General features: G+C 62.7%; 20 protein-coding genes and 1 pseudogene. 3 read left to right on the top strand and 18 right to left on the bottom strand.

All coding sequences use genetic code 11. The features are described 5' to 3' along the window. Positions 1-34: 34 nt before the first annotated feature. On the bottom strand, positions 35-604 hold the full coding sequence (locus ABWK72_RS15750; RefSeq protein WP_367870524.1) for an STN domain-containing protein: 570 nt from the start codon (positions 602-604) through the stop codon (positions 35-37). 26 nt (positions 605-630) lie between these two features. On the opposite strand from ABWK72_RS15750, the gene ribD reads away from it, so the two are divergent. After that, complete coding sequence (ribD, locus tag ABWK72_RS15745; protein ID WP_367870523.1) at positions 631-1,779, top strand: bifunctional diaminohydroxyphosphoribosylaminopyrimidine deaminase/5-amino-6-(5-phosphoribosylamino)uracil reductase RibD; 1,149 nt, start codon at positions 631-633, stop codon at positions 1,777-1,779. A gap of 174 nt (positions 1,780-1,953) precedes the next feature. On the opposite strand, the gene ABWK72_RS15740 is transcribed toward ribD, so the two are convergent. After that, positions 1,954-2,229 (bottom strand): hypothetical protein, encoded by a 276-nt coding sequence (locus ABWK72_RS15740; protein WP_367870522.1) that lies wholly within the window; start codon positions 2,227-2,229, stop codon positions 1,954-1,956. A 165-nt stretch (positions 2,230-2,394) separates the two neighbouring features. Here ABWK72_RS15740 and ABWK72_RS15735 point away from each other — a divergent pair, with 165 nt between their 5' ends. Continuing rightward, positions 2,395-2,745 (top strand): hypothetical protein, encoded by a 351-nt coding sequence (locus tag ABWK72_RS15735; RefSeq protein WP_367870521.1) that lies wholly within the window; start codon positions 2,395-2,397, stop codon positions 2,743-2,745. A 92-nt stretch (positions 2,746-2,837) separates the two neighbouring features. Here ABWK72_RS15735 and ABWK72_RS15730 read toward each other — a convergent pair whose 3' ends face one another. The 8 genes from ABWK72_RS15730 to ABWK72_RS15695 all read right to left on the bottom strand — a co-directional run bounded on the left by ABWK72_RS15730 (position 2,838) and on the right by ABWK72_RS15695 (position 13,403). Next, entirely contained in the window at positions 2,838-3,692 is an 855-nt protein-coding gene (locus ABWK72_RS15730) for a hypothetical protein (protein WP_367870520.1), read from the bottom strand. A gap of 567 nt (positions 3,693-4,259) precedes the next feature. Next, positions 4,260-5,105: a serine protease gene (locus ABWK72_RS15725; RefSeq protein WP_367870519.1), complete on the bottom strand. Its 846-nt coding sequence runs from the start codon at positions 5,103-5,105 to the stop codon at positions 4,260-4,262. A gap of 54 nt (positions 5,106-5,159) precedes the next feature. Continuing rightward, complete coding sequence (locus ABWK72_RS15720; protein WP_367870518.1) at positions 5,160-7,202, bottom strand: PDZ domain-containing protein; 2,043 nt, start codon at positions 7,200-7,202, stop codon at positions 5,160-5,162. A 100-nt stretch (positions 7,203-7,302) separates the two neighbouring features. Continuing rightward, the gene (locus ABWK72_RS15715) at positions 7,303-8,379 is read right to left on the bottom strand and encodes a hypothetical protein (RefSeq protein ID WP_367870517.1); all 1,077 of its coding nucleotides are present in this window, start codon (positions 8,377-8,379) and stop codon (positions 7,303-7,305) included. A 106-nt stretch (positions 8,380-8,485) separates the two neighbouring features. Continuing rightward, positions 8,486-10,135, bottom strand: coding sequence for a hypothetical protein (locus tag ABWK72_RS15710; RefSeq protein WP_367870516.1), 1,650 nt, complete (start codon positions 10,133-10,135; stop codon positions 8,486-8,488). Then, entirely contained in the window at positions 10,132-11,703 is a 1,572-nt protein-coding gene (locus tag ABWK72_RS15705; RefSeq protein ID WP_367870515.1) for a LamG-like jellyroll fold domain-containing protein, read from the bottom strand. The genes ABWK72_RS15710 and ABWK72_RS15705 overlap by 4 nt, the downstream gene beginning before the upstream one ends. 214 nt (positions 11,704-11,917) lie before the next feature. Continuing rightward, positions 11,918-12,664: a helix-turn-helix transcriptional regulator gene (locus ABWK72_RS15700; RefSeq protein WP_367870514.1), complete on the bottom strand. Its 747-nt coding sequence runs from the start codon at positions 12,662-12,664 to the stop codon at positions 11,918-11,920. Positions 12,665-12,782: 118 nt separating this feature from the next. Then, positions 12,783-13,403: a superoxide dismutase gene (locus tag ABWK72_RS15695; protein WP_367870513.1), complete on the bottom strand. Its 621-nt coding sequence runs from the start codon at positions 13,401-13,403 to the stop codon at positions 12,783-12,785. A 114-nt stretch (positions 13,404-13,517) separates the two neighbouring features. On the opposite strand from ABWK72_RS15695, the gene ABWK72_RS15690 reads away from it, so the two are divergent. Then, positions 13,518-14,111, top strand: a complete 594-nt coding sequence (locus tag ABWK72_RS15690; RefSeq protein WP_367870512.1) for a hypothetical protein — start codon at positions 13,518-13,520, stop codon at positions 14,109-14,111. Here the strand turns inward: ABWK72_RS15690 and ABWK72_RS15685 are convergent, their stop codons facing one another. The 8 genes and pseudogenes from ABWK72_RS15685 to ABWK72_RS15650 form a co-directional block, all read right to left on the bottom strand. Beyond that, positions 14,112-14,408 carry a hypothetical protein gene (locus tag ABWK72_RS15685; RefSeq protein ID WP_367875385.1) on the bottom strand — a complete coding sequence of 99 codons (297 nt, stop codon included), beginning with the start codon at positions 14,406-14,408 and terminating at the stop codon, positions 14,112-14,114. It abuts the gene before it with no gap. A 57-nt stretch (positions 14,409-14,465) separates the two neighbouring features. Further along, a pseudogene (locus ABWK72_RS15680) lies at positions 14,466-14,561 on the bottom strand (type II secretion system protein); the annotation flags it as partial. Between the two features lie 78 nt (positions 14,562-14,639). After that, complete coding sequence (locus ABWK72_RS15675; RefSeq protein ID WP_367870511.1) at positions 14,640-15,617, bottom strand: amidohydrolase family protein; 978 nt, start codon at positions 15,615-15,617, stop codon at positions 14,640-14,642. Between the two features lie 53 nt (positions 15,618-15,670). Further along, the gene (locus ABWK72_RS15670) at positions 15,671-16,075 is read right to left on the bottom strand and encodes a type II toxin-antitoxin system VapC family toxin (RefSeq protein WP_367870510.1); all 405 of its coding nucleotides are present in this window, start codon (positions 16,073-16,075) and stop codon (positions 15,671-15,673) included. Then, entirely contained in the window at positions 16,072-16,311 is a 240-nt protein-coding gene (locus ABWK72_RS15665; protein WP_367870509.1) for a type II toxin-antitoxin system Phd/YefM family antitoxin, read from the bottom strand. Before ABWK72_RS15665 ends, ABWK72_RS15670 begins: the two co-directional genes overlap by 4 nt. A gap of 72 nt (positions 16,312-16,383) precedes the next feature. After that, positions 16,384-21,462 (bottom strand): DNA repair ATPase, encoded by a 5,079-nt coding sequence (locus ABWK72_RS15660; protein ID WP_367870508.1) that lies wholly within the window; start codon positions 21,460-21,462, stop codon positions 16,384-16,386. A gap of 54 nt (positions 21,463-21,516) precedes the next feature. Then, on the bottom strand, positions 21,517-21,939 hold the full coding sequence (locus ABWK72_RS15655; RefSeq protein WP_367870507.1) for a GxxExxY protein: 423 nt from the start codon (positions 21,937-21,939) through the stop codon (positions 21,517-21,519). Between the two features lie 195 nt (positions 21,940-22,134). Further along, the gene (locus tag ABWK72_RS15650) at positions 22,135-24,216 is read right to left on the bottom strand and encodes a flotillin family protein (protein WP_367870506.1); all 2,082 of its coding nucleotides are present in this window, start codon (positions 24,214-24,216) and stop codon (positions 22,135-22,137) included. Positions 24,217-24,226 lie beyond the last annotated feature (10 nt).

Below are 24,226 nucleotides of genomic sequence, written 5' to 3'. Positions count from 1 at the left end.
GAAGAACCCATTTCCACGGACGGCTGCAGAGGCGTTACTTCGCGGGGACCAGCTTGTCAGCCTTGGCCGGAGCGGTTTCCGTGGCCGGCTTAGCAGAGCCGCGCGGGCTGATTACGATCGCATGCTTGTCATAGCGGGCGACGGCATTGGCCTGCTCGAGGATCATCTTGAGCGCGGCGTTAGCCGGCAGGTTTTTGACCTGAAGGGTGACCATGCGCTCCTCCAGCAGCTTGGAGGGATCCTGGATCATGAAGTTCGGGGAGAACTTTCCCGCGGCCTTCTTCTCAACCATCAGGCCCAGCGCCGAGATGGCCTGGCTGGCCTCCACGTCGTTGAAGTCGATCTGCTCGATGGTGTATTTCGCGAATTCCTTGGCGCGGGCACGGGCGGCGAGCGATTCCTGGTTCTGGCTCAACTGGTTGAGTTGATAGCGGGCATTGGCATTGCCCGGTTGGAGGCGGAGTACTTCGGTGAAGGCGATGCGAGCCGCCTCCACGTTCCCGTCTTCAATGGCCTCCATTCCTTGCTTGTAGGTGTCGGAGGCGGTATCGGCGCGCAGCGGCAGGCAGGCCAGTGCGGCAAGGGCGAAGATGAGTGTCTTCATAGGGTTTGCGTTGCAGGTTTCAGGCGATGGAAAAAGCGGGATTTACCACTTATGAAGAAGTTGGAGGAAAATTCGCGAGGATCAACAGCCATCGCGCGGGCTTGCACCGATTTCCGGGAAATGCCCTTTCATTGTCCATGCAAGGTGAAGACCAGCGGTGGATGCAACGCGCGATCGGGGAAGCCCGGAAGGGGATCGGCCGCACCGCGCCCAATCCGGCGGTCGGTGCGGTGATCGTGAAAGGAGGCGTCGAACTCGGTGCCGGCTGGCATCGTGGTGCGGGACTGCCGCACGCCGAGCGCGAGGCGATCGCGGCGGTGCGGGCGCTGCACGGTTTCGAGGCGATGCGCGGCAGCGAGATCTACGTGACCCTCGAGCCATGCTCGACCCACGGCCGTACTCCGCCATGCACGGACGGGCTGATCGAGGCTGGCTTCGCGCGCGTGATTTACGCCGCGGAGGATCCGAATCCTGCGCATGCCGGTCGCGCCGACAGGTTGTTGGAGGCCGCCGGGATCCGCGTCGCCCGCGGCGTGCTGGCGGAAGAAGCCGCCGCGCTGATCCGCCCGTTTGCGAAAGTGCAATGCAGCGGCCTGCCCTGGGTCATCCTCAAGACCGCGATGAGTCTGGACGGTCGTATCACGCGTCCGCCCGGGGAAGGGATGTGGCTAACCGGCCCCGAGGCCCGGGCGGAGGTCCAGCGCCTGCGGGCCGAATGCCAGGCGATCCTCACTTCCGGCGAGACGGTCCGGCGTGACAATCCGCGGCTTGATCTGCGCGATCCGGAGCTGGCGGCGGGCCGGGCGCAACCCTGGCGGGTCGTCCTCACCCGCGATGCCGCTTCACTGCCGCCGGATGCGACTATTTTCACCGATGCACAGCGCGAGCGCACGCTCGTGGAAGATCGCGATCATCCGGAGCAGGTCCTGCGGCGGCTGGCGGCGGAGCGCGGGGTGTCCGCGGTCATGGTCGAATGCGGCGGGCGGCTGGCAGCGGAGTTGATGGAAGCAGGATTGGTGGACGAGTGGGTGGCCTTTCTCGCGCCCTTGCTCGCCGGGGGACCGGTGCCGGCGCTGGCGGGTGGAGGCTTCCGGGAAGGCCTTCGCCTGTTAGATCCGGTTTTCACGCGGTTCGGGCCGGATGTGATGCTGCGGGCGCGATTAGGGGGCGGGTGATTCATACCGCTTTTTTCACCGCCGCCTCATCGTGGTTTCATGGAACGCTCCGAGTTTCGTGCCGCCTTGTATTTTTCCTCCCATCCTTCATGGGGTCCGGACACGGGCCGCGAAAAAACCCGGCGTCGCCGTATGGCAACGCCGGGTGGTTTCAAGCATTCGCGCTCGCATCGTTTAGCGGCAACGTCCGCCACCGCCCCACTCCACCCGCACGACAGGCCGGTGGTGGTGATGACGATGATGACGGACCGGGATCACCCGGCTGCGCCAGATGGCGTGGCCATGGTGATCGTAGTAGGCGATGTAACGCTCGATGTAGGCAGGCCCGCCGCAGGAGCGGTGGAAGCTGACGTAGGTCCGCGAAGGGCCGCGGGAGTGACGTGCTTCCGCAGTGGGGGTGGCCAGCAAGGCAGCGATTCCGAGAGTGAGGATTCCGATCAGTTTTTTCATGATGTCGTATTGGGATTCACTCGTTCCGACGAAGCTTTCCGGCGCTTATTCAAGAACTCCGGAATTATTTTTCACGGCCGGTTCCAAACGACAGGCCCCTTTCCCATGGCGCGCGAAAGGCATGAATGAGATCGTCCCTCTGAACGTCAAACCACTCTAACCGACATGAATGATTTCAACGATTCCACCGCCGGACCTTCCCGGTCCGAGCCCGAGGCGCCCCGCTACAACTCCTTCTCGCAAGCGTTCGGGTCCGCACGCAAGGACGCTGCATCCATCGCGCGGGAGGCCGCCCCCAAGCTGAAGCAGGCCCTGGCGGGAGCTGCTCATGACATGGCGTATGGGGCGGCCTTCGGCGCTTGTTTCGCGGCCTGCTTCGCCAAGGAACTGCTGCCCTCCGCGGTGAAGGACACGCTGCGCCGCGGCATGCGGGATGGCAAACGCGCCGGCGAGCAAGCCGCTACCGAGGCTACCGCACCCGGCTCCGTGGAGATGCCGCCGCCGCTGGGCGCCTGATTTTTCCTGCTCGTGGATCACGAGTTCATGACGGCACCGCCTGGGGGGGCGGTGCCGTCATGTTGCTGTTTCAGGCGTGCCGGGGGAACCGGTTAGCGGCGACGGCGGAGCGCCAACGCCCCGCCTAAAAGTCCGAGCGCCAGCGCCGAGGGCTCCGGCACCTGGGTGACGCTGATATTGGAAACGGTCGCGAAATTCGTGCCGATGCCGAGCAGCGTGGCTGGCAGGACCGCCGAGCCGCTGAAGCGGAGGCCAGCCGCGCCGCCCGCTACGCTCGCTCCTGTCTCAAACTGCACCACCGCGCGCCGCGATTCCGGCGGCGAACCGACGATGCCCAGCAGGTCCAGGCCGATGATGTTCACGAGCGAGCCATCCACCGCCGGGCAGCTGATCGCGTCGCCATTTCCATCAAGCATTTCCAGGCCGAAGTTTGGAAAAACGCCCAGCGTCGAGTTGAGCAATCCGCTGCTGCCGTCCACGTCGAAGCTTACCTGATAGATCGTATTAGGTAGCAGCAGGAGTTCTTGCCCCTCCTCGTCGAAGGTGGCGGTGGCCGACCAAGTGAGCGCCAGGCCGAGCCCGGTGCCCAAGCTGCCGAGGATGGAATTCGGATTATTGCTGATATTGAATTCCAGACCGTTGTTGCTCAGCGCGACCTGCGCACCGGTCTCTGCGAGGCGCAATTCCGGGATCAGGGGCAGATTCGAGCCGAGAACCGCACCGCCAGTGGCATGTGCAGTCCAATAAGATCCCAAGGAACCGGACTTCGAGCCGCCCAGATGCACATCCAATAAGGTGCCATCCGGTAGGGACGAAGGAGTGACGGTGACGTTACCCGCCGGGCCGAAGAGCCCGGGATAATTTGTGCCGTCTACGAGCGTCTGGCCGTCGGAGCTTCCGAGGGTGGCGGCCAGCGCTGCAGCGAGGAGGGGTGCGCAGCATTTCATGCACTGCGGACCTTGCCGGACGCCAAGACCTCACACAACACAGCTCCGGAACTTTTTACTTATCCGACGATAACGTAAGCATAGATACTTACGCGATCGCGTATATGTCGACCTGTGTGGAATCGGATGTGACGGCTGGATTTCCAGATGCCACAAGGGTTATAGCCGTATTGCCGCTAATGGTGCTCGGGAACGGCCAAGGTAGAATTTTGGCCTTCCCGAACGTTAATTTTTTCAATTGGGAGGTGCGGGCTCTTCACGGCTGGAAGGTATCCACTTCCTTTTGTATCTGGCCCGACCTGTGTATTGATCTGCAAATGTCCCGTCTTCCCTAGCCGACCGCGCTCGCATCCACCGCCCTGGATCTTTTCTCGGCGGATGATCTCGCGGTGGCGAACGAGGGGTATGCAATCGTGCTCCGGGCCCTCGGTGAAAGGATGGCCGCTTACCCTTGCAGGAGAAAGTTTAGTCCGCTGGCCTCGCTCAAGATAAGCCCGGCGCCGGCGCGACGCAAAAAAGCGCCCGGAGTTTCCCCCGGGCGCTTCTCAAATCGGTCTGTCGGCCAGCTTACTTGCTCTCGCTCTCTTTTGGCTCTTCGGTCTTCGGCTCCTCTTTCTTCGCTTCGACCGGCTTTGCCTCCTTGGCCTGGGCGGCGATCTTGGCGATATCGGCGGCGGGAAGGATCACCGGAGTCAGTTGGAGCTGTCCGCCGCGCGCGGCACCGCCCTTGGCCTGGCGCAGCACGGAGATGCCCAGCAGCTTGCCATTGGCGAGGAAGATCGGGCAGCCCACGGAGTCCGTCGGGACGCGGTAGAAGGTTCGCGGCTTGGTGGTCATGCTGGTGATCTCGGTGGTCAGCAGGCTGGCCTCGCGGTTCAGCCCTTCATCGGTGCGGCCGAGCGAGATGCACTCGTCGAGCAATTCGCCCTTGGCCGAGTCCGCCAGATCGACAGCCTTGAACTCGATGCCCTTGGCCTCCTCGCTGTCGGAGCGCACCTTGATGAAGGCGAGGCCGAGGTCTTCGTCCTTGAGCACCAGATCGGCCGGCACCTCGGAGCCATCGGCCGTGATCACCTTCACCTCCTTGACTTCGGAGGTGACCTTCAGCTTCACCGGACCCTGTCCCATGTTCACGGTCTGGCCGTCCATCATCGACGATTTGTCGATGCCGCCGAGAGCGGTGACGATCAATCCGGAGGCGTCCACCACCGTGCCGGTGGCCTCGCTCTTGTCTTCCTTCTCCTGGGCGTTCTTGCCCTCCACCGACATGCTGATTTTCGCCAGGACGGAGAGCCACACCACCGCCTCGCCGCGGGTGCTGGAAAGGTTCTTCGCCGTCTCGCGGAGTTCGGGGCTGGATGCGGAAGCGAGGGCTGTCGTCGCCGCGAGGGCGAGGGTCAGGTTGCGGATCATGGTCGTCGTAATGGGGAAAGGGTGAAGATGCAGAAGGCTAGAGAGGATTCGGGTTTACCAGCGAGGCTCGATTTCCAGGAACGCGGTGCGCGGGCCGCGGCGGATGCCGAAGACCACGCTGCGCGGCTTGGTCGCGCGCAGGGCGTTGAGCTTCGCCTTCAGCGCGTCGATGTCGTTGGTCGGGGTGCCGTCGATGGTGAGGATGATATCGTCAGAGGTCAGGCCGCCCAAAGCCGCCCAGCCGCTCTGCTCCACCCGCAGCACGGAGACGCCCACCGGGTCTTCGCCTTGTTGTTCCTTCGCCCGGTCACGCTGTGCGGTGGAAAGCTCCCGTGCGGTGAATTCGAAGAGCTCGTCCTTGTGCTCGCTCAGTTCGCTATCGTCGATCGGGCGCTTCGCCAGCGCCACCGACCACTTCTGTGGCTGGCCCTCGCGCAGACCTTCCAGCTCGAGGACCCCGTCCGTGGGATAGGCCAGGATCAGCTCGGGAAAGACCTCCGCATCTTCCGGACGGCGGGCATTGATGATTTTACCATCCAGCTTCAGCAGCAAGTCGCCATCCTTGAGGCCGGCCTTCTTGGCCGGGGAATCCGGCGCGAGTCCGATCACCCGCACGCCCTTCTTATTGGGGATGCCGAGAGCGGTCGCGAGTTCGTCGGTGATGACCTGTGTGGCCACGCCCGCCCATGCCTTGTCGGCTAGGCGTGGGCGTGATGGATCTTTCGGCGTGCCCACCTTGACCACCGTCGCGAGCTGCTGGTTGTCGCGCTCGAATTCGACCAGCAGCGGCTTCGGCTCGCTGGCCCCTTGGGTCAGGTCCGTGGTGATCTTGTCCAGCTCCTCGCGATTGTGTACCGCCTTGCCGCCCACGCGCACGATCACGTCGGAACCGCGCAGAGGCGGCTTCGCCTCGGCCGAGGGGCCGCCGCTGCGGACGGTATCCACCAGCACGCCATCCTTGCTGTCGCGGAATTCTTCAAGTGCCGCCACTCTCGTGAAATCGCGCGCGGTCAGTCCCCACTCGCGGAGTTCGTCCTCCTTGCCCATGTTCGGCTCGCGGAGAACGGTGGTGAGTTCCCAGGTCTGCGGCTTGCCGCCGCGGGTGCCGCCCAGCGTCACCTTGGTATTGGGGGAGGTGCCGAGCACCAGCGCGTTAAAGAGCGGCAGGTCCTCCGCCGCGTGGCAATCCGGCAGCGCCGTGCCGTTGTAGTTCGTGATGAAATCGCCCGGCTTGATGCCTGCTTGCGCCGACGGGCTGTCCTTCCATACGGAAGCCACCAGCGCGCCCTTTTCGTCGTCCATGCTGCGCAACAGCGGCTGAACCTCGATGCCGATCCAACTGCGGGTCACGCTGCCCTTCTCGATCAATTCCGCGGCGACCTTCTTCGCGAGATTCGAGGGAATCGCGCCGCCGAGACTGGCGATGCCGACTTCATTGACCCCGACGATTTCGCCGGCGGGGTTGACCAAGGGACCGCCGCTATTGCCGGGATAGATCACCGCATCGTGGCCGATCCAGCGGACCAACTCGCCCACCGTCTCGCCATCGAGGGTCAGGGAGATCTGGTGCTTCGGCACGATCATCTCGGTATTGGCGACGATGCCACGGGTGATCGATTGCGAGAGCCCGCCCGGGCTGCCCATTGCCAGTACCACATCGCCCACCTTCAATTTGTCGGAATCGCCGAAGGAAGCCACTGCCAGCGGCTGGTCCTTCAGCCGGCGGGTCGCAAGATCGAGTTTGAGGATCGCCAGGTCCGCCAGCGCGTCCGTGCCCACCAAGGTCGCGTCGATCTCCTCGCGATTGGAAAGCGAGCAGACGAAGCGGGTGCCACGGCCTGCGACATGGTGGTTCGTCAATACGTGGCCTTCCGCCGAGATGATCGCGCCGCTGCCGCTGCCCTGCATCTTGCGCATCCGGCCGTCCATGCCCTCCTCCATCACCACGTAGATCCGCACCAAGGTGGGATACATCTTCTTGATCGCATCCTCCACATCCGCTGCGGGCGGCGGGGTCGCCGTCGCCTCGGCAAGCAGCGGTTGTGCGGTGGAGAGAGCGAGAAGGAGCAGGGTGGCGCGGCAGGACGGGAAACTCATGGCGGGATCTGAAGTGCGCCAAGAAGCGCCCCGCCTGTCACGCCTTGTTCAAAAGAAATCCCGTAAGATGGGGGATTCCAGGCTCCCAACTGCACACGGATCAAGGAGTCCCCAGATGTTTGCTGGGTGAGCTAACCGTCGCCCCGGCTCCGGAAACCGTGCAGCCGATGGCGATGCCTGCTTGGATCGCGATTCCCGCCGTGGAGCGGATCCCACGACACATGTTCGCGGTCGCGGCGTCCAATGCCACCGTGCCGTTGTTGGTTTGACCGGTGCATCCGCTTGAGGTGCCGGTGGTTTGCAAGCCGTACCCGGTGCTGGAGATGCCTTTCGAATTTTCCGCCGTGCCCGCAAAGATTCCCTCCCCGGCCACCGCTTGACCGATCGAGTTCGAGACTACCCCCGTTGAACTGATCGCCCTTCCGGATCCTAAGTTTACCGCGTTGCAGCTCGTCACGGTTTCTCCTTGGATCGCAATGCTGCCCGGGGTTCCCGAGGCATTCACGTCGGCGAAACAGTTCGTCACAATCTTCGCGGCAATGCCCACGCTTCCGCAGTTTCGGACTACGCAGCTCTCCACGATTTCGCCGATGATTCCGGCCGAGAGAAGGTCCGTGTCCGTCACATCGGTCACGGTGCAGTTCTCAACGAACCGGTTGCTGCCGAGGATCCCGATGCCCCTCGCGGTAGGGCCTTGGACAATCAGATCGCGCACCGTCACGTTCTTGAGCGAGCCGGACGGGTTGTAGACCCCATAGAAGAACAAGCCGTTGATCTGGCCGTTGGAGATGGTCACGTTGTTGGCGGAGGAGGATAGCGAGATGGCCGTGCCCGTGGAGCTGGCGGCGCTGGTACGGATGGTAAAGCCGTTCAAGTCCAAGCTTACGTTTGGAGTCGAGATTGTAATCCCGTTGCCGCTCGCCACCGTGATGTTTCCGCTCAAATAGTAGGATCCGGAGACCGTGATGTTGGTGGCAGAGTTCAGTCCGGTCCGTTTCTCACCGCGCGCGGTGACGCTGGTGCTGAGATTATCAATCGCGATGTCGAGCTGCCCCAGCGTCTTCATCCCGGCAGCCGGTGGCCCGGCAGGCGGGGTGATCGAGCCCTGGCCAGATGCCATCGGGGAGAGCAAAAGCATCAGGCTGGGGACGAAAGTCGCGGCTATCGGACGGAGCATGGCGGTCATGTTTTTTGGAGGGACAGGATTTGGTCGGAGAGCTTTGGAAGCCGGATCGGGTGATCGCGATGGGAAGGGCCTGCTACCGGGATAGGCGGCGCGGTCATCAGTAGCTGAAGTTCGCGTTCGGATCCGTGGTCGCGGGTGCTGCAGCGGCTGCATTCCCATTTACGAAAGGTGTAGTAACTACCGTGCGGTCCAGGATTACGCCGAAGCTGTTGTTCTCGTTGATCGACCAGTTGTTGAGGTTCGCATTGCAGGTGTTGCGGACGATGAGGTTTCCGCCGTTGTAGACCCGGATTCCGATGTCCTGATTGGCGCAGGAATTGCCTTCGATCCGGGTGCCTGCGCCCGAGCAAGCGATCCCGGCTGCGAAGCCGCTGAAGCCGTTGCCGTTGCATTGGTTGTCCCGGACGAAGCAGTTGCCGAGCGTGTAGATCCCGTGGAGTGTATTCTCGGAACTTGAGCAGCGTGAGACCGAGCAATTGATCTCGGCATGGACGCCATCGCCCAGGTTCCGCGAGGCGGTGCAGCTCTCGATGCTGCCGGCCTCCCACAACCAGAAGCCGTTGATGCCGTTGCCCGATGCGATGCAGTTGCGGACCCGGCCCGCGGTGTTGGTGATGATCCCGTGGGAGCTGTTGCCGCTCACGGTCATCTCTTCAATCAGGCAGTTCCTGGAATCGACGCCATTGCGCAGGTCGATCCCGTCGCCCGCGAAGCCCGTGATCCGGCCATTGCGGATCACGATGTCATTGAAGCCGGTGGAGCGGATGCCGTCCAAGGTGCCGGCAGTTCCGGAGAGCGTGAAGCCCATCAGGTCCAGCGTCACTCCCGCGGCGGCGATCTCGATTCCCACCTTGCCGGAACTTGTCACCTGCAGGTTGCGTTGCAGGAAATAGGAGCCGCTGCTGGTGATTCGGTATTCGCTGCTTGCCGTTCCCGGCGTCGTCGCACTGCCGACCGCGATCCGGCTGGCCGTCGCCGCCAGGCCCGTTTTGATGCCCGCTTCCTCCGGCGAGGAGCTGATCTGGACCATGCCATTGGCGTTGCCGGCGGCGGCTTGGGTGCCTGTGGAATTGCTGATCCTCTCTGCCTGGATGGTCAGGCCGGAGTCGAAAGTTCCCACCATCGTCGCCGTGCAATCCGTGACCACGCCGGCCCGGATCCCGATCGCGCCGACTTGATTGACCGAGCAGCCTTGGACGATGCATGAGCTCTTCGCGCCCAGCCAGATGCCGAAATTGGTGACACCGGTGATCGACAGGTTAGAGACGCGCGCCCCGTCGGGCGCCGCTCCATCGGCCCAGATGCCATTGGCGAATCCCGGGCCCACCACGGCTCCCGGATTATTCTGGTAGGTCGCTCCGCTGCGCACGTGACCATTTGAGATCCCGATCCGGCTGCGGGATCCGCTCAAGAGGATTGCCGTGCCGGTGGAGGATGCCGAGGCCGAGGAAATCGAGAAGCCGTTCAGGTCCAGCGTCACGTCATCCGCAGCGATTGCGATCCCGTTGCCGGTCGTTACGGCTAAGTTTCCGGTGAGGTAGTAGCTTCCCCCTTGTGAGATCGTGATGGTCCCCGCAGGTGCAATCGCGACTCCCGTGGTTCCGGCGACCAATGGTCGGCGCGACTCGATTTGATCGAGCGTCCGCATGGAGGGGACCGGCGGGCCGGCGGGCGGCTCGACCGGCCCTTGGGAGAAAGCCACCGAAGGCAGCATCAGGACGAAACAGAGGGAAGATCGCATCTTCATGGCTGAAGGGGTTTAACCGCCCGCACGCGCAGGAAGTTCTTCGGTGCCGGTTGGACGGCGGTGGCGAGTGAGGTGGTCGCAGCGGCGGAGGGGGCAAAGAGGCCGGTCAGATCGTACCAAGGTGTGGCGCCGAGGTCGGGCGAGGTCTCGTAGCGATAGAGCCGCCGCGGCGAACTCGTGAAAGTCACGTCCCAGAAATTGTATCCTTGGTCCGGGAAGAACTGCACCTGCTGGGTGACGATTCTCAGGCGGCTATTCGGGTCATTGGGATTGGAGTCGGCGATGTTCTCGTCCTTGTCTGTCACGCCGTCCTTGTCCGTATCGCTGGTATCGTTCGCCGCCGTGAGATTGCCGAACTTCTCTATTTCCCACGCATCCGTGATGCCGTCTCCATCGCTGTCGTTCCCGAAGAGCGTGGTGGTCTTCAGTGTGGAGAGATTGATCCAGCCCACGTTGGCCCCGTAGGCGTAGCCGCTGAATTGACCATCGATGAGATTCAGTTTCGGACGATCCGTGTCGCTTGCCGGTCGCGGCGATCCGATCGAATCGATCCCGAAGTTGATCCAGCCGATGTTCGCGCCCCAGGCCAGGCCGGAGAGGTTGCCTGCGCCGTCGTGGTTCACGCCACTGTCCGCTCCGTCGGTATTCTCGTAGCGGATCCCGTTGGCAGGAGTTCCATCGCCGAAGTTGATCCAGCCGCAGTTCGCGCTGTGGACGTAGCCGGAGCAGGCATACTCGCCGATCACGAGGCCGGTGTGCGGTGTCTTGGCATGGATCCAGCCGATATTCGCCCCATGGAGGTAAGGGGAGGCGGCGGCGATGGTGCTGGGAACACCCGGCAGCGTGATGCCCGCAGGCTGCGGACCGCCCAGTGAAGCGATGTCCGCCGCGCTGAGTTCCTCACTCCAAAGACCGAAGGATCCCAGCTTGGCTGGCTTGAGGTCACCACCGCCGGCAGTGTCGTCGGAGAAGAGGTGAAAGGAAGATTGCAGGGAGAGAACCCCGTTGAAGACCGCGGTGCGCGGGGTACCATTCGGGACGCCGTTGATGTAGAGCCGCATCGTCGTTCCGCCGCCCGCGCCGTCATTCCCGCAGGTGATGGCGAGACGGTACCAGGTATTCACCGCGATCGCGCCGGCCGTACTTAGCCCGGCATTGATCGCGCCGGTCAGATTGTTGGTGGAGAAGACGTAGATCGAGACGTCCGTGTTATTGAGAGGATTGAGCTGGACCAGCCCGGAGTAGGGCTGCATCGCGTCCAGCTTCACGTCCATCACCACCGACCAGCGGTTGGTGCGGGTCGCTCCCGGGCCGCCGTTTGCGCCCGCCGGATTGGGAACAGTCAGCCGCTTCGCGTTGGTGGTGAAGGGCTGCGTCTGAAGAAACTGGAAGCCGGCATCCGAGCCGAAGCTGTAGTCCGCACCCGGTGCCAAGGTGGGAGCATCCAGCGCCGGCTGCCCCGCCCCCTCCGCTGCGAGATTGCCGTTGAGCTGCCACAGCCCGGTCGGAGCGGCGTGTGTGGACGAAATGGCAATCAGACCGGTGAGGAGGCGGGAGGCGGGCTTCATGGGAGATCTCGGGATGTGTGCCCCCGGTTCCGCGCCGCCCGTTTTTCTGAGGAACGGACGGCGCGGGTCGTGGAGCTCTATTTCCAGACGTTCCCGTTTGCTCGTCTTGAAGGGTCCGTGGGAGGGGAAGGCGGATCAGTAAGCCGGGCAGGGTGAACTGTCCGATCATCCTCAAAATCAGGGCACGTGAAAATACGCAGGACCGCGTACGGCTCTAGCCGCCTCCCGGCCCGTTCCTGACCGCCGCCGTCCGCGTCTCGGTGCGGGTCTTGCGGAGGATATTCTGCACGTGCTTGTCGATCGTGCGCGAAGAGCAGCCCAGGATGATCGCGATTTCCGAGTTCCGCTTGCCTTCCCCGAGCCAAGAGAAGACCTCCGCCTCGCGCGCGGTCAGCAGGGAATCGCCCGCTGGCTGGACGATGCGGCTGATCTTGTCCATCGCGCAGGCATTCCGGTGGGCGATCTGGATGTGCCGGATGGCGAGCGTCAGCAGCGTTTTCATCCGCTGCGGGATGGGCCGGTCGCGGTTGATGGTCAGAGCGTTAATCCAGCCCGGCCGGGACAGCAGGACATTCACCTGATGCTCGATTCCATATGGCCGAAAAATGTCGTGATAGAAGTCGGTGCGGTGAAGCTGGCGCCTGCTGGCAAGATCGGAAATATCCACTACCGGGCTTCTCCCGCCGCCGCTGATGTAAGTATAGATCGGGTTCTGCTGGTAGACCTCTTGGAGCCGGGCGACGAAGCGCTGAAGTTCCTCGGGGCCGATCTCTACATTGTGATCAAAAGCATAGAGGCCGCCCTCCTGATCAATCTGGTCGAAGGCGATCGTCGCCCCCGGAAGCAATTCCGAGGTGAGCCGGACGATGTGGCTGCCGAAATCCGCGAGCGCCACCGGCTCCTGCAGGCCCGCCACGAAATCGAGCAGGCGCAGGTAGTCCGAATGGCGGAGGCGTTCCATCGGAACCTAACATCGGGGACAATCGATCCGGAGCAAGCAGCAGGAGCGGAAATCGAAGCCGAAAAAAGCGGCCGGGAAAGCCCCGACCGCTTTTTCCTAAAGATTCTGACCGGCGGGATCAGGCGAAATTCGCCGCGACCACGTCCCAATTCACCACGTTCCAGAAGGCCGTGATGTAATCCGGACGGCGGTTCTGGTAATTCAGGTAGTAGGCGTGCTCCCAGACATCCAGGCCGAGGATCGGGGTCGCGCCCTTGCTGCCGCCGAAGTCGGGGCCCATGGTCGGGTTGTCCTGATTCGCGGTCGAGGAAATCGCCAGGCCGTCCGCGGTCTTGGAGAGCCAGGCCCAGCCGGAGCCGAAGCGGGTGGTGGCCGCCTTGCCGAAGGCTTCCTTGAAGGCATCGAAGGAGCCGAAAGCCTTGTCGATGGCCGCGGCAAGGTCGCCGGAAGGAGCCTTCGCGCCGCCGGGGGCGATGACTTTCCAGAACAGCGAGTGATTGACGTGGCCGCCACCGTTGTTGCGCACCGCCGTGCGGATGTCGTCCGGCACCGCACCGAGGTCCGTGATCAGGTCTTCGGCGCTCTTGGCCTCGAGATCCGGTTTGCCGGCGAGGGCGGCGTTCAGGTTGGTGACGTAGGCGTTGTGGTGCTTGCCGTGGTGGATCTCCATGGTGCGCGCATCGATGTGGGGTTCGAGCGCGTCGAGGGAATAGCCGAGTGGAGGAAGCGTATGAGCCATGATCGTGAGTCGGTTTGGTTTGCGTTCGCGCGGCCCGCCCGGTAATCCGGTCGGGCGGCTGCGACGGGCTCAAGCTTGCGCCGGGTCCGTGCATCCGCAAGGAACAATCCGATCATGCCACCCGAACTCGAAGCCGCCCTACCCTGGGTCCTCGGAGCCCTTGCCGCCGGACTCTTTCTCAGCTGGCTGGTCACCTGGCTCGCCCTCTCCGGCCGCCGCACCCGTCTGGAGGAGCGGCTCAAGGCTGGCGAACGCCAGCTTGCCGACCTCGCGGCCCGCCATGCCGCCGCCACCTCGGAAGCCACTCAGCACGAGGCGAATTCCCAAGCCCTCCGGACCCAGCTCGCCGAGATCCGCACCCGCTTGGAAGGAGAAACCCGTGGCGCTGCTGAAAAACAGGCTCTTCTGGACCGCTCCGAGCAACGCCGTGTTGCCCTTGAGGCTCTCCTCAAACCGGTGGCCGAATCGATCGGCAAGCTCGATTCGCGCCTCGCGGAGACTGAAAAATCCCATGGCGAGGGCATTGCTGCGCTGGATGCGCGGATGCAGGCTCTCGCCGCCCAGCTTGACGTGCTGGCGGAGGGCCTGCCAAGCCCGGCGCTGCCCGTCAAGCTGCCGGAATTCGGCGACGATTTCGGTTTCGTGCCGGACCCGCAGCAGAAGGCGTTTTCCGCGGCCTCCGATCTGCGCTCCGCGCTCGAGGGCTGATCACCATTCCGGGGTCCCGCTCGGGGCGTGGTTCTCCAGTGCGGCGAGGGAGCACTTGATGTAGAGCTGGCCGGGCATCGGGAAGGCATCGGCATGCGGGCGCTCGTAGTGGCCGCCACCGGTGCAGGCCTCGAAGCCTTGGACCGCATCGTAGGTTTTGCCGCTGATGTAGCCCTTGGCAAACATGTGCGCGGCGATGTCCTGGCTACCGCCTTCGGCATAGGGCATCCCGCCGGCTTCGTAGCCGTAGAGGTTCTGGTACGAGCGAACGGCGACTTGCACGTTGCGGATGGTCATGATGCAGCCGGTTCGGTCGGCGCCGTTTTTCCAGGCGCGGGCTCCGAGCATCAGTACGGTAGTCAACGATAGGAGGACTGCGATCACTACTGTAAGTTCCAGTAGTGAGAAGCCGTTCCTTTTCGAAGACCGCAGGGGGGGTGCGGTTTTCATCAGGTGGGGGGATTGGGGGGTGAGAGAACCCTAGCACCCATCCGCCGCCGCAACATCACGTGATCGCGTGCCGTGAAGCTACGCACCCCGCAGCACCTTGGCCGCGCCATGGAAGGTCGCCTCGCCGAATCCGAGCATCTGCTTGAGCCGTGCGTCCCGTTCGAGGGGATTGGCGATCACGCGGGCAGTGCGGTAGTCCCGCCACGGCAGCATGCGGAAGGCCCAGGGCAGGAAGCCGCTGGAAGGGACCGGCAAGTCGCTGCCGTGAAGGATCCGCCCTTCCATCTCCGCGGCGACGAGCTGCCGCAGGGCGGAGGGCCGCAGGCGGAAATTGAGGGCGGCCAGAGCGCTATTGTCGCCGTAGAGATTCGGATACTTCGCCAGCATCTCGACGAAGGCATCGAGGTAGTCGGGATCGAGCAGCATCATGCCGGTGCCGGCATGCGCCGCGATGCAGGTGACGCCGATCTCCAGCGGAAGCTTCAGGACCTGCGGCGAGGCTAGGGCATGGTCCATGACCGGCATGGTCCGCTCGCTGCCGGTGTGCGCGAGCAGCGGCAGGCCGGCTTCGGCCATGCGCTCGAGGAAGCCGGTGTAGCGGCGGTTGTTCCAATCGATGCCCTGCACGTTGGGCAGGCACTTCAATGCGGCCGCACCCCCGGCCAGACACTTCTCCAGCTCTTCCATGGCATCCTTGCGCGCAGGATGGATCGAGACGGCGGCCAGAAACTCGGAGTGCTTCCGGGCGAGCTCCAGCACGTAGTCATTCGGCACGTAGAGCGAGGAACGCTCGGGCAAGGGCGTGCCATCCTCGCGGTGCGGCAGCTCGTGGGCCAGCAGCAAGGCCCGGTCGATCAGCGTGGCCCCGCGCACGAACTCCAGCAGCCGCTGCTCGTAGATCTGATCGAACTCCGGTCCGTGCAGGTCGCCGGTGGTCAGGCCGACCGCCTTGACCAGGAAAGGCTCGCCGATCCGCGTGAGCCCTTTCGGACGATACCAACAGCCCGTTCCACCGGTGCCGGTACCGACGATGTGGACGTGACAGTCGATGCGCATGGGAGGTAGCCGGATGAGTTCGGTCGTTTTGCTACAGGATTCCGGGGTAGCCATTACCATATCCGTTTGATCCCGTAAGCATCCAAAGACCCGTCGGCCGAGACGATTCCCAAACCGCCTCGTATCGCTTGGCAGATCAGAATGCGGTCGAACGGATCGCCATGGTGCTTCGGAAGATCCTGCAGAAGACGGAATTCCTCGATGGACGGAGCAAGAAGCGGCACGCTGATACGTTTCAACTCCGCTGGGTAAATTTGGTGCCAATCCCCATCCACTTCGAAATCAAAGCCCTTGCCGGAGAGCTTGATAGCGATCTCCCAGCTTGCCGATGAGTGATATACCGGGAGCTTTCCGTCGATGGCTTGGGCGGCCTTTTTGGACAGGCGGCGATCGCCATGAAGCATCCACAGCAACGCATGCGTCTCCAACAGCCACCCCCCTTTCTTGGCACCGGTCATTTTGATTCGAAGGATCGGGCAATGCCCTCGTTGAGAGAAGGATCATTGAATCCCGCACCCATCTTGAGTTTCTTGCCCTTGAGACCTCCGATCCGCGTCTGCCCCTGATGCTCCTCGACGAGGTTGAGCCTGACCACCGGTTTATCGCGCCGGGCAATGATCACTTCCTCGCCGCGTTCTGCCGCCGCGATCAGCTTGGGGAGCTGCGTCTTCGCCTCGTGAATACTGCCCTGCATGTTGCTGGGAAACTAGCCAAGTTAGCCATCTCGGGCAAATGCTTTCCTTTGGGGAGTTTTCCCGACCGGTCTTCATCCCTGATTCACCTCCGGCTCGAAGGCCAGCGGTGGTTTCTCGTTGCCGTCCATTTTCTCGATGCTGCCTTTCTCGTCCTGCACCGGCACGACCTTGATATCGACCTGCACCGGCACGGCCCGCAGGCCCTCGATGATCTGGCGCAATTGCAGAACCGTCTGCTCTGTTAGGGACTGCGGTTGGGCATAATTCATTCCCGCCTGCGAAATCCCCGCGGTGATCGCTTCCAGCCCGTCGTTGAATTGCGTGAGTTGTGCGACGACCCGCGCAACCGGATCGTTCTCGCCGCCGGCACCGAGCAGCTTGCGCTTGTTGAATTGTTTCTTGATGGACTCCCAGCGCGTTGCCTGCGCCTCGTCCAGCAGGCCCTCCATCTCGTAAAATTTCAGCAGGTTCGCCTCGGCCGCCGTGGTGAGGTTCTGCGACTCGCTGCGGTAGTGATCGAGGATGATCTGCCGGACCTCTTCGGGCGTCATCAGCGGCAGCACCTTCTCCGCGATGCGGTTCATGTTGCGGTAAGAGCCTTGGAGCTTGAAGGGCGGCTCGCTGCGGTAGGCGTCCTCTTGTGCGGCGCTTTTGATGTACTGCAGGTTCACGCGCAGGATGGTGTCCCGCACCACTAGCAGGTGCTTGGTCACCGCGAGCATTTCCTCGATCTCCGCCGGCGTGTAGTTGCCTTCGAAGTCCGCGCCGTCGCGGCTGCCGGTTTCCGCGATCCGGATCAGCATCTGCACGTCCTTCTGCGAGCGGCTGGCGAGGCGGGAGAGCGCTTGGTTCGAAGTCAGGGAGTTCTCGATGTAGCTCGCTTTGAAGGCCGCCTCGTGCCCGCCGAGGATGTCGCCGAGGTTGTAGGTATCGGCGCGGTTCGCGAGCATGTCGGGAATCTGGAACTTGCCGCCGCTCTCGGTGTAAGGGTTGCCGGCCATCACCACGGCGACTTTCCGGCCACGGAGATCGTAGGTCTTCCCCTGGCCTTGCCAGACGCCTTCGATCTTCCGCTGGGCGTCGCAGAGGCTGATGAACTTCTGAAGGAACTCCGGGTCGGTGTGCTGGATGTCGTCCAGATACAGCATCACGTTATCGCCCATCTCCAGCGCCAGGTTGGCGCGCTCCACCTCCATGCGGGCGGAGGCATTCGGGGCTTCGGCGGGGTCGAGCGATAGCACGCGGTGGCCGAGCGCCGGGCCATTGATTTTCACAAAGGTCAGGCCGAGACGGTTGGCCACGTACTCCATGATCGTGGTCTTGCCATAGCCGGGCGGCGAGATCAGCAGCAGCAGGCCCATGCGGTCGGTGCGGGTGTTCGCCCCGGCGGTGCCGAGCTGCTTGGCCAGGTTGTTGCCGATCAGCGGCAGATAGACCTCGTCGATCAGGCGGTTGCGCACGAAGGCGCTCATCACCTTCGGCTTGAATTCTTCGAGCCGCATCTGCTCGCGCTTTGCGCCGGTCAGCTTGGACTTGCGTTCGGCCAGCGCGCGGAAGGCCGCGGCATCGGTCCGCTCGTGCCGTTCCAGACGATCAAGAAATTCGCTGTAGTGGATATCGAGGCCGCCATTGACGACTCGCGAATGGTTGGAGCGCAGGCCTTCCACGCGGAAGGAGAGCGCCACCGACTTCACGGCACGCTGTTCGAATCCGCCGCGGGCCAGGTGGACCGCCGCTTCATCGATCACCGCGGGCACCAGTTCCGCCGGCGTGCCGGGCAGGCCGCCATCCTGCGCCGCGAATCCGCCGAGCCAGTCGCGCGCCACCTCATACCTGGTGGAGGGTGGACACTCCTGTCCGCCGAGCGACTCCCGGAATACCGCTTCGGCCCGCTTCGCCAAAAGCCCTTGTTGAAATCCTTTCGCCAACTCCGCCGCCGCCGCCGAGACCACGAAGTCTCCTCCGCCCGCCAATTCCTCCGTGAGATAATCGGCGACTTTGCCGGAACTCACCTCCTCAAACAACCCGTAGTCCCCGCGCCACTTCTCAAATCCCTCCGCCAAGCGCGACTTCCAGCGCTCGGTCTCGTCCCCACCCGCGAACAAATTACGACGCTTCCCGTAGGAAGCGAACTGTCCAGCCAAACGTGCCTTCGCCGGATCTTCCCAGGAATCCCAGAACAATATCGCCGCGGACCGCTCCTGCGGCCCGAATCGCAACAACCCGGCCTCGGTATGGATCGGCAGCAGTTGCGCCAGGATCTTGGCTGCGTCCTCGTCATGCACACCCTTGGTGTAACCTTCCGCGTAGCGTGGCTGCATGAAGGCCTGGATCGAAGCGAGGAGATCGCCCTCGTGTTTGCCAGCGAGTAGAAAGCGCCAGGCAAGATACTCCGCCCGCGCCACCCGCGGGCTCTCGCTCGGCACTTCCAGATCCCACGCTTCCCGCGCCGCGAGGAAGGCAGGGTCATTGATCGGCTCGTAGAATTTGGTCCCCGTCAGGTGGAAGGCCATCGCGTCCTCGTGGGGCACGATGGTCATCTCCAGCGGCTGGGTGTTCACGTTGAAGGAATTCTTCCCGAAGCGGATGATGTTCTCGCCCTCGACGTAGAGATCCTTCTTGTCCTTCAACTGCCGCACACCGTCCTCGCGCAGCGTCTTGAGCCGCGTCTGGAGATCGTCCGACTTTACGGAGTCACCCAATGTCTGGAGTTGGCCGATCAGGTCGCGGACCTTTTCGATCATCGGGTCGGTCGCGAAGTAGGAGTGGATCTCCTCCACTTCCCCCAGCAACGAAACACGGTTGCGGATGCCGGCGAGGATGCGCTCCGCCGATTTGAAAAGGGCGCCGGCCCTTTTGCCTCGCGCTTCCACGAGCTGCGTGCGGCGGCCCTCGAAGGCGTCGTAGATTTCCTCTCTCCGCGTCGTCAGTTGCTCGATGTATTCGTCGAACTCGGCGAAGCGGCTTTCAAGTTCTTCCACCTGCACCATCAGGCGCGTCAGCGATTCATCGCACTTCTCGGGTGTGTCGCAGAGGTCGAGGTAGTTGGCCAGGGCCTGCGAGAGCAGCTTCATCTGCGCCGCGAACTGGGCCTCGCCCTCGCCGCGTGCGAGTTCCTTGCGCTTGTTCCGCAGTGATCCGCGCGTGCCGTTCAGGCGGGCATAGAGCGCGGAAATCCGCTCGATGATCGCCGTGGTCTGCGTCGCATCGGCGATCTTCAGGCCGCCCACGATCTCGATCAGCATCTCCAGCTCCGCCGCGGCCTGGTCCAGCGCCGTGGCGACTTCGTCCGCCTCGGTGACCTTCGCGATCTTCGCCAGCGCCGCTTCTTGGACATCGACCGATGCGGCATACGACTTCAGCGACTCCTCGCCCAAAAGGAATTCGACCGTGCGGGCGGAGACGGCATCGGTGGTCTCCACCACCTCTTTCTCGAAACCCGCAATGGCGGCGGTATCCGTGTAGCGCACGTCGCGCAGGGCGATGATCTCGCCGCGCAACTTGCGAAGTCCGGCGAGTTGGTGAACGAAGCCTTGGAGTGCATCCGGCGGCGAGGCCTGAGTCTCGCGCACCAGCTTCTCGATCGCTGCCTGGACACTGGCCGTGCGTTCGGTGGCCACGGCGCGCAGCTTCTGCACCTTCTCGAATTCGCCGATCGCGGCTTCACCCGCTTTCTTGAGTTCGCGCACTGGTGCGGCCAGCGATTGGCATTCGGCCCGATCGAGCCAGAAGTAGGCATCCAGCAGATCGCCGGAGCGCTTGACGATGTCGAGATAGAGACCGGCGAAGGAGTCGTCCTTCTGGAGCAAGGTCAGCAGCTCCCGGGCCTCCGCCATCCCGCGGACCAACTCCGGATTGCCGATCTTGTAGAGGAAGGAATCCTTGTCGGTGGCGGCAGCGGCGCTGGTCTCATCATCCAAGTACGGCGTTTGCCATATTTGCAGCGCGTGATGCTTCTGCGCCTGGCCGTCGGCGCGGAACAGCACCAGTTGGCCGTTGCCGAAAAGGGAGTAGCCCGAGCAGACGATCGGCGTCTCCACCGCCTGCTTGATCCGGTTGTAGGAGAGCAGCACGTAGTCGCCCGCCGCCCGGTTGTAGAACGAGTAGAGGAAATCCTCGCCATTCGCGCTCGCGACCTTCCGCTCGTAGCGCATGTCCAGCAGGCCGTGATCGAAGGTCTTCACCTCGCCGCTTTGCAACAGATAGCCGTTGGCGAAGATGATCCCCTGATCGTCAGGCAGAAGCACGCAGGAGGCTCCGATGGAGTCGATGCGATGCACCGTCTTGGTCTTCTCATTGTAGACCAGATGCCGGTGCAGCGACTCGCGGTAAGGCAGGATTTTGAGGATGATGAGCGAACCGACCGTGGCGTAGAAGATCTCCGCATCGTCCAGAGTTTGGTCGCTCTCCGTCACCGGCTCGGAGTAGATGCCTTGGCCGCTGGCGGTGTTGTCCTCCACCTTCACCGTCAGGTCGCCGCCGATGGTCTCTACGAAGACGCGGTCCTCGATCGAGATGTGCGGATGCTGGCCGGCGCGGTGCATGCCGCGGTGCGCCCGCTTCCATTCGAATTCCTGCTGGGCAGGGAACACGCACTCGTGATCGAAGCGGTTGCCGAGATATTCGAGCGTGCCATCGCTGGCGAATCGCCACTTGAAGGCCTTGATGTCGTCCACCGTCTTGCCGGCCCGCATCACCAGATACAGGTTCGGTCCGATGACCATGAACTTCAGGAAGACGGCCTCGCGGTAATATTTGAAGAGGTAGGCGAAGTCCTCCGTGAACTTCGGATCGCCCATCACCTCTTCCACCGCCATGGCGGTGAAGGAGCGGGTCTCCGGGTTGAAGTCGTAAGCAGCGAAGACGTCCTTGATGTCCGTCGTCTGCTTCAGCCCGAACTGGATATTGTAGCCGAAGAGGAAGCGCCGCTTGCCGATCGCCACCAGGTCGCGCGCGATGCAGTTGTGCTCCGTCGAAACCCTTTCGGTCCCCAGCAGCGCTGTCTCGATCCCGCCGAATACCTGGAGCCGCTCGGCATTGAGCGCGTCGAGGCCCGTTCGCAAGGTCGCCGCATGCTTGTCCAGCCGCGCGCGGATCACTTCATACGCGCCGCCTTCGAGTTGGTCGGGCTTTGGGGGTTCTTCAGGCATTTGGTTTTAACCGAGAAAGGGCGAGGAAAACGTGAAGTCTGGCGGCAGGGAGTGTCAGGTCAGATCAGGACTCTTGGCTTGGTTTGAGATCCATTCCGAGAGAACGATGCGTTCCCATTCAAGACCTCCGAGCCGACCATAGTTTACAAGCAAACCCAGTTGGAAACCCGTCGCTTTCAAGTAGTTCAGCACTTGGGCTCGATGGGCGTCTTCAAGCCGCTTTACGGCTTTGATTTCGAGAACGATTTTAGAGTGGGTGACGAAATCGGCTTCATAGGACAGCTTAAGGCGGTGGCCCTTGTAACTAAGCGCTAGGCCGGGATGGTGAACAAAGGGTATGCTTCTTAGGTTCATCTCACGTTCCAAGCATTCATGGTAGATCGGTTCAACGAAGCCGGCTCCCATCTCTTTGTAGACGTCAAAACATGCGCCCATGACGTCGTAGGATTCTTGCTTGTAAAGAAGATCGCTCACCATTTTGGGCAGTGAGAATTAACCGCGAAAAGACGCGAAAAACGCGAAATTTGGAAAGGCAGAAGAAGCTGATGTAGCGAATGCCTCCTCATAACTCTTGTCTTTCATGCCTTTCAAATTTCGCGCCCTTTCGCGTTTTTCGCGGTTGATGACTTTTTAGCCCTAAATCGAGGTGAATGTTCTCACCTGCATTCGGCTTCATTTTGATAGGACCTTCGCCGCCTTCTCATCCGCGATCCCGAAGCGATCCGCGGTGCCCAGGAACGACAGCAGCTTCCTCCGGGTATCCCCGGTCGCATCCACCAGCAGCTTCCCGAGCACGGCACCGACGGTCAGGTTCTTCACATCCTCCGTGGTTACGCCGAATTGTCCGGCCCACTCGCGGAGCTGGGCTTTGAAGTATTCCGGGTCGCCGTTGAAGAAGGTGTCCTTCACATCGCCCAGCACCGCGCTGTTCTCGACCATCCGGTCCACCGACTTGCCGCGCGAGATCGCCCCGGCGATTTGCTCGAAGAACTTCCCTTCGCCGCCGATGATCTCGATCTTCGCTGACTTCATCGCCTCGCTCATCACCTTGGCTTGGGCCTCGGCAATGTCCTTCTGGATATGGATGCCGGCGAGGTCCACCGCCTTTTCCTTCTCCAGACGCAGCTTGAATTCTTCGTGCGATTGCCCCGCGGCTTCGAGCAGCTTCATGGCACCGGCCTTCTTGTTGATGCCCTCGGCTTCCGCCTCGTAGCGCAAGCGGCTCACTTCGGCATCGGCGGTGCCTTGCTTCTGCGTGGCATCGGCTCTCGCCAGCAAAACCTCGACCTCGCCGAGTCCGGAGGCTGCAGCTTCCTTCGCGGTGGCTTCCGCAAGGGTCTTCTTCGCGTCCGCTTGCTTCTCGCTGGCGGCCTGCTCGGCCTCTGCGGAAATGACAACTTCCTCGGCCTTCAGCTCCGCGGACCTCTTCGAGGCCTCCGCGGACTTGACCCGTTGGTAGAGGTCTTGATCGGCCATCAGCCTCGCAGCCTCCTGCGAACCCTCCGCTTCCTTGACCTTGCGGATCATCTCCTCCTGCGCCACCGCCTCGGCGAGGGTCACCTTGACCTGCTTCTGGCGGTCCGCTCCGGCGAAAGCCTCGGTGTCCTTGATCCGCTCCTGCTCGATCACGACCAGCTTCTCGACCGCGACGCGTTCCTTGATCACGTCTTGGATGAGCTTCTTCTCCACTTCCACGGCCTTCTCCTTCTCGATCGACTTGAGCGTGGTCACGCGCTCGCGCTCGATCGATTCGAGTTCCTGGTCCCGCTTCACGCGCTCCACTTCCACCACGTCGGTGCGCTCCTTGTTGCGCTGGGCGACCAGCACCTGGCGCTCCTTGTTCTGCGTGGCCACGTCGATCTCTTCCTGCGCGGAGATGCGCGCGCGCTCGGACTTCTGCCGCTCTTCCTCGCGGACCTTCTGGGTCTCTGCTTCCTCGCGGGCACGCACGCTTTCGACCTCGCGCTTCTGCTTGGATTCCGTCTCGGAAAGCTGGCGCTCCAGTTCGAGGATCGCCTCGCGTGCCTCCACGTCCTGCTGCTTGATGACCTTCTCCTTGTCGCGCTGGATGTGGTTCGAAAGCTTCGCCTGCGTGGCTGTCAGCTCGGTGATCTTCTTGATGCCCTGCGCGTCGAGAATGTTGTCCGGATCCAGCGCTTCGATCGGCGTCTGCTCCAGGTAGTCGATCGCCGCATCGTCGAGCACGAAGCCGTTCAAGTTCGTGCCGATGATCTTGATGATCTCATCGCGGAAAGTCTCGCGCTCTTCATACAGCTCCGTGAAATCGAAGCGCTTGCCCACGGTCTTCAGCGCCTCGGAGAACTTCGCATCGAAGAGCGTGCGGATCTCGTCGGTATTGGAAGCCCGCTCGCAACCGATCGACTGCGCCACGCGCAATACATCGTCCTCCGTCTGATTCACCCGCACGAAGAAAGCGACCTTGATGTCCGCGCGCATGTTGTCTTTGCAGATCAGCCCGTTCTTCGCGGTGCGGTCGATCTCGACGCGCTTGAGCGAGATGTCGATCGTTTCCAAGCGCTGCAGAACCGGCATCACGGCCATGCCGTTGAAGGTCACCTTGGTGCCTCCGACGCCGGTCTTGATCAGGGCCTGGCCGCGCTGCGCCTTCCGATAGAACATCGAAAACAGCACGAAGCTGGTCACCGCGAAGACGAGGATGAGTCCGATCGTCATCGCGATGACCGGAAGCTCAAGACTGGCCGCGAGAATCTGGGGATGGGATAGCAAGTTCATGGTCGGGTGT

Origin of the sequence: Luteolibacter sp. Populi (assembly GCF_040801775.1) — a bacterium.
In the GTDB taxonomy this organism is placed as follows: Bacteria; Verrucomicrobiota; Verrucomicrobiia; order Verrucomicrobiales; family Akkermansiaceae; genus Haloferula.
Note: the sequence above shows the minus strand (reverse complement) of the source record. Positions and strands in the feature narration are given on the sequence as shown.

Coding starts and splice junctions, on each gene's coding strand:
- ABWK72_RS15750 (WP_367870524.1), bottom strand. CDS start 604: ATGAAGACACTCATCTTCGCCCTTGCCGCACTGGCCTGCCTGCCGCTG.
- ribD (WP_367870523.1), top strand. CDS start 631: ATGGAAAAAGCGGGATTTACCACTTATGAAGAAGTTGGAGGAAAATTC.
- ABWK72_RS15740 (WP_367870522.1), bottom strand. CDS start 2,229: ATGAAAAAACTGATCGGAATCCTCACTCTCGGAATCGCTGCCTTGCTG.
- ABWK72_RS15735 (WP_367870521.1), top strand. CDS start 2,395: ATGAATGATTTCAACGATTCCACCGCCGGACCTTCCCGGTCCGAGCCC.
- ABWK72_RS15730 (WP_367870520.1), bottom strand. CDS start 3,692: ATGAAATGCTGCGCACCCCTCCTCGCTGCAGCGCTGGCCGCCACCCTC.
- ABWK72_RS15725 (WP_367870519.1), bottom strand. CDS start 5,105: ATGATCCGCAACCTGACCCTCGCCCTCGCGGCGACGACAGCCCTCGCT.
- ABWK72_RS15720 (WP_367870518.1), bottom strand. CDS start 7,202: ATGAGTTTCCCGTCCTGCCGCGCCACCCTGCTCCTTCTCGCTCTCTCC.
- ABWK72_RS15715 (WP_367870517.1), bottom strand. CDS start 8,379: ATGCTCCGTCCGATAGCCGCGACTTTCGTCCCCAGCCTGATGCTTTTG.
- ABWK72_RS15710 (WP_367870516.1), bottom strand. CDS start 10,135: ATGAAGATGCGATCTTCCCTCTGTTTCGTCCTGATGCTGCCTTCGGTG.
- ABWK72_RS15705 (WP_367870515.1), bottom strand. CDS start 11,703: ATGAAGCCCGCCTCCCGCCTCCTCACCGGTCTGATTGCCATTTCGTCC.
- ABWK72_RS15700 (WP_367870514.1), bottom strand. CDS start 12,664: ATGGAACGCCTCCGCCATTCGGACTACCTGCGCCTGCTCGATTTCGTG.
- ABWK72_RS15695 (WP_367870513.1), bottom strand. CDS start 13,403: ATGGCTCATACGCTTCCTCCACTCGGCTATTCCCTCGACGCGCTCGAA.
- ABWK72_RS15690 (WP_367870512.1), top strand. CDS start 13,518: ATGCCACCCGAACTCGAAGCCGCCCTACCCTGGGTCCTCGGAGCCCTT.
- ABWK72_RS15685 (WP_367875385.1), bottom strand. CDS start 14,408: ATGACCATCCGCAACGTGCAAGTCGCCGTTCGCTCGTACCAGAACCTC.
- ABWK72_RS15675 (WP_367870511.1), bottom strand. CDS start 15,617: ATGCGCATCGACTGTCACGTCCACATCGTCGGTACCGGCACCGGTGGA.
- ABWK72_RS15670 (WP_367870510.1), bottom strand. CDS start 16,075: ATGACCGGTGCCAAGAAAGGGGGGTGGCTGTTGGAGACGCATGCGTTG.
- ABWK72_RS15665 (WP_367870509.1), bottom strand. CDS start 16,311: ATGCAGGGCAGTATTCACGAGGCGAAGACGCAGCTCCCCAAGCTGATC.
- ABWK72_RS15660 (WP_367870508.1), bottom strand. CDS start 21,462: ATGCCTGAAGAACCCCCAAAGCCCGACCAACTCGAAGGCGGCGCGTAT.
- ABWK72_RS15655 (WP_367870507.1), bottom strand. CDS start 21,939: ATGGTGAGCGATCTTCTTTACAAGCAAGAATCCTACGACGTCATGGGC.
- ABWK72_RS15650 (WP_367870506.1), bottom strand. CDS start 24,216: ATGAACTTGCTATCCCATCCCCAGATTCTCGCGGCCAGTCTTGAGCTT.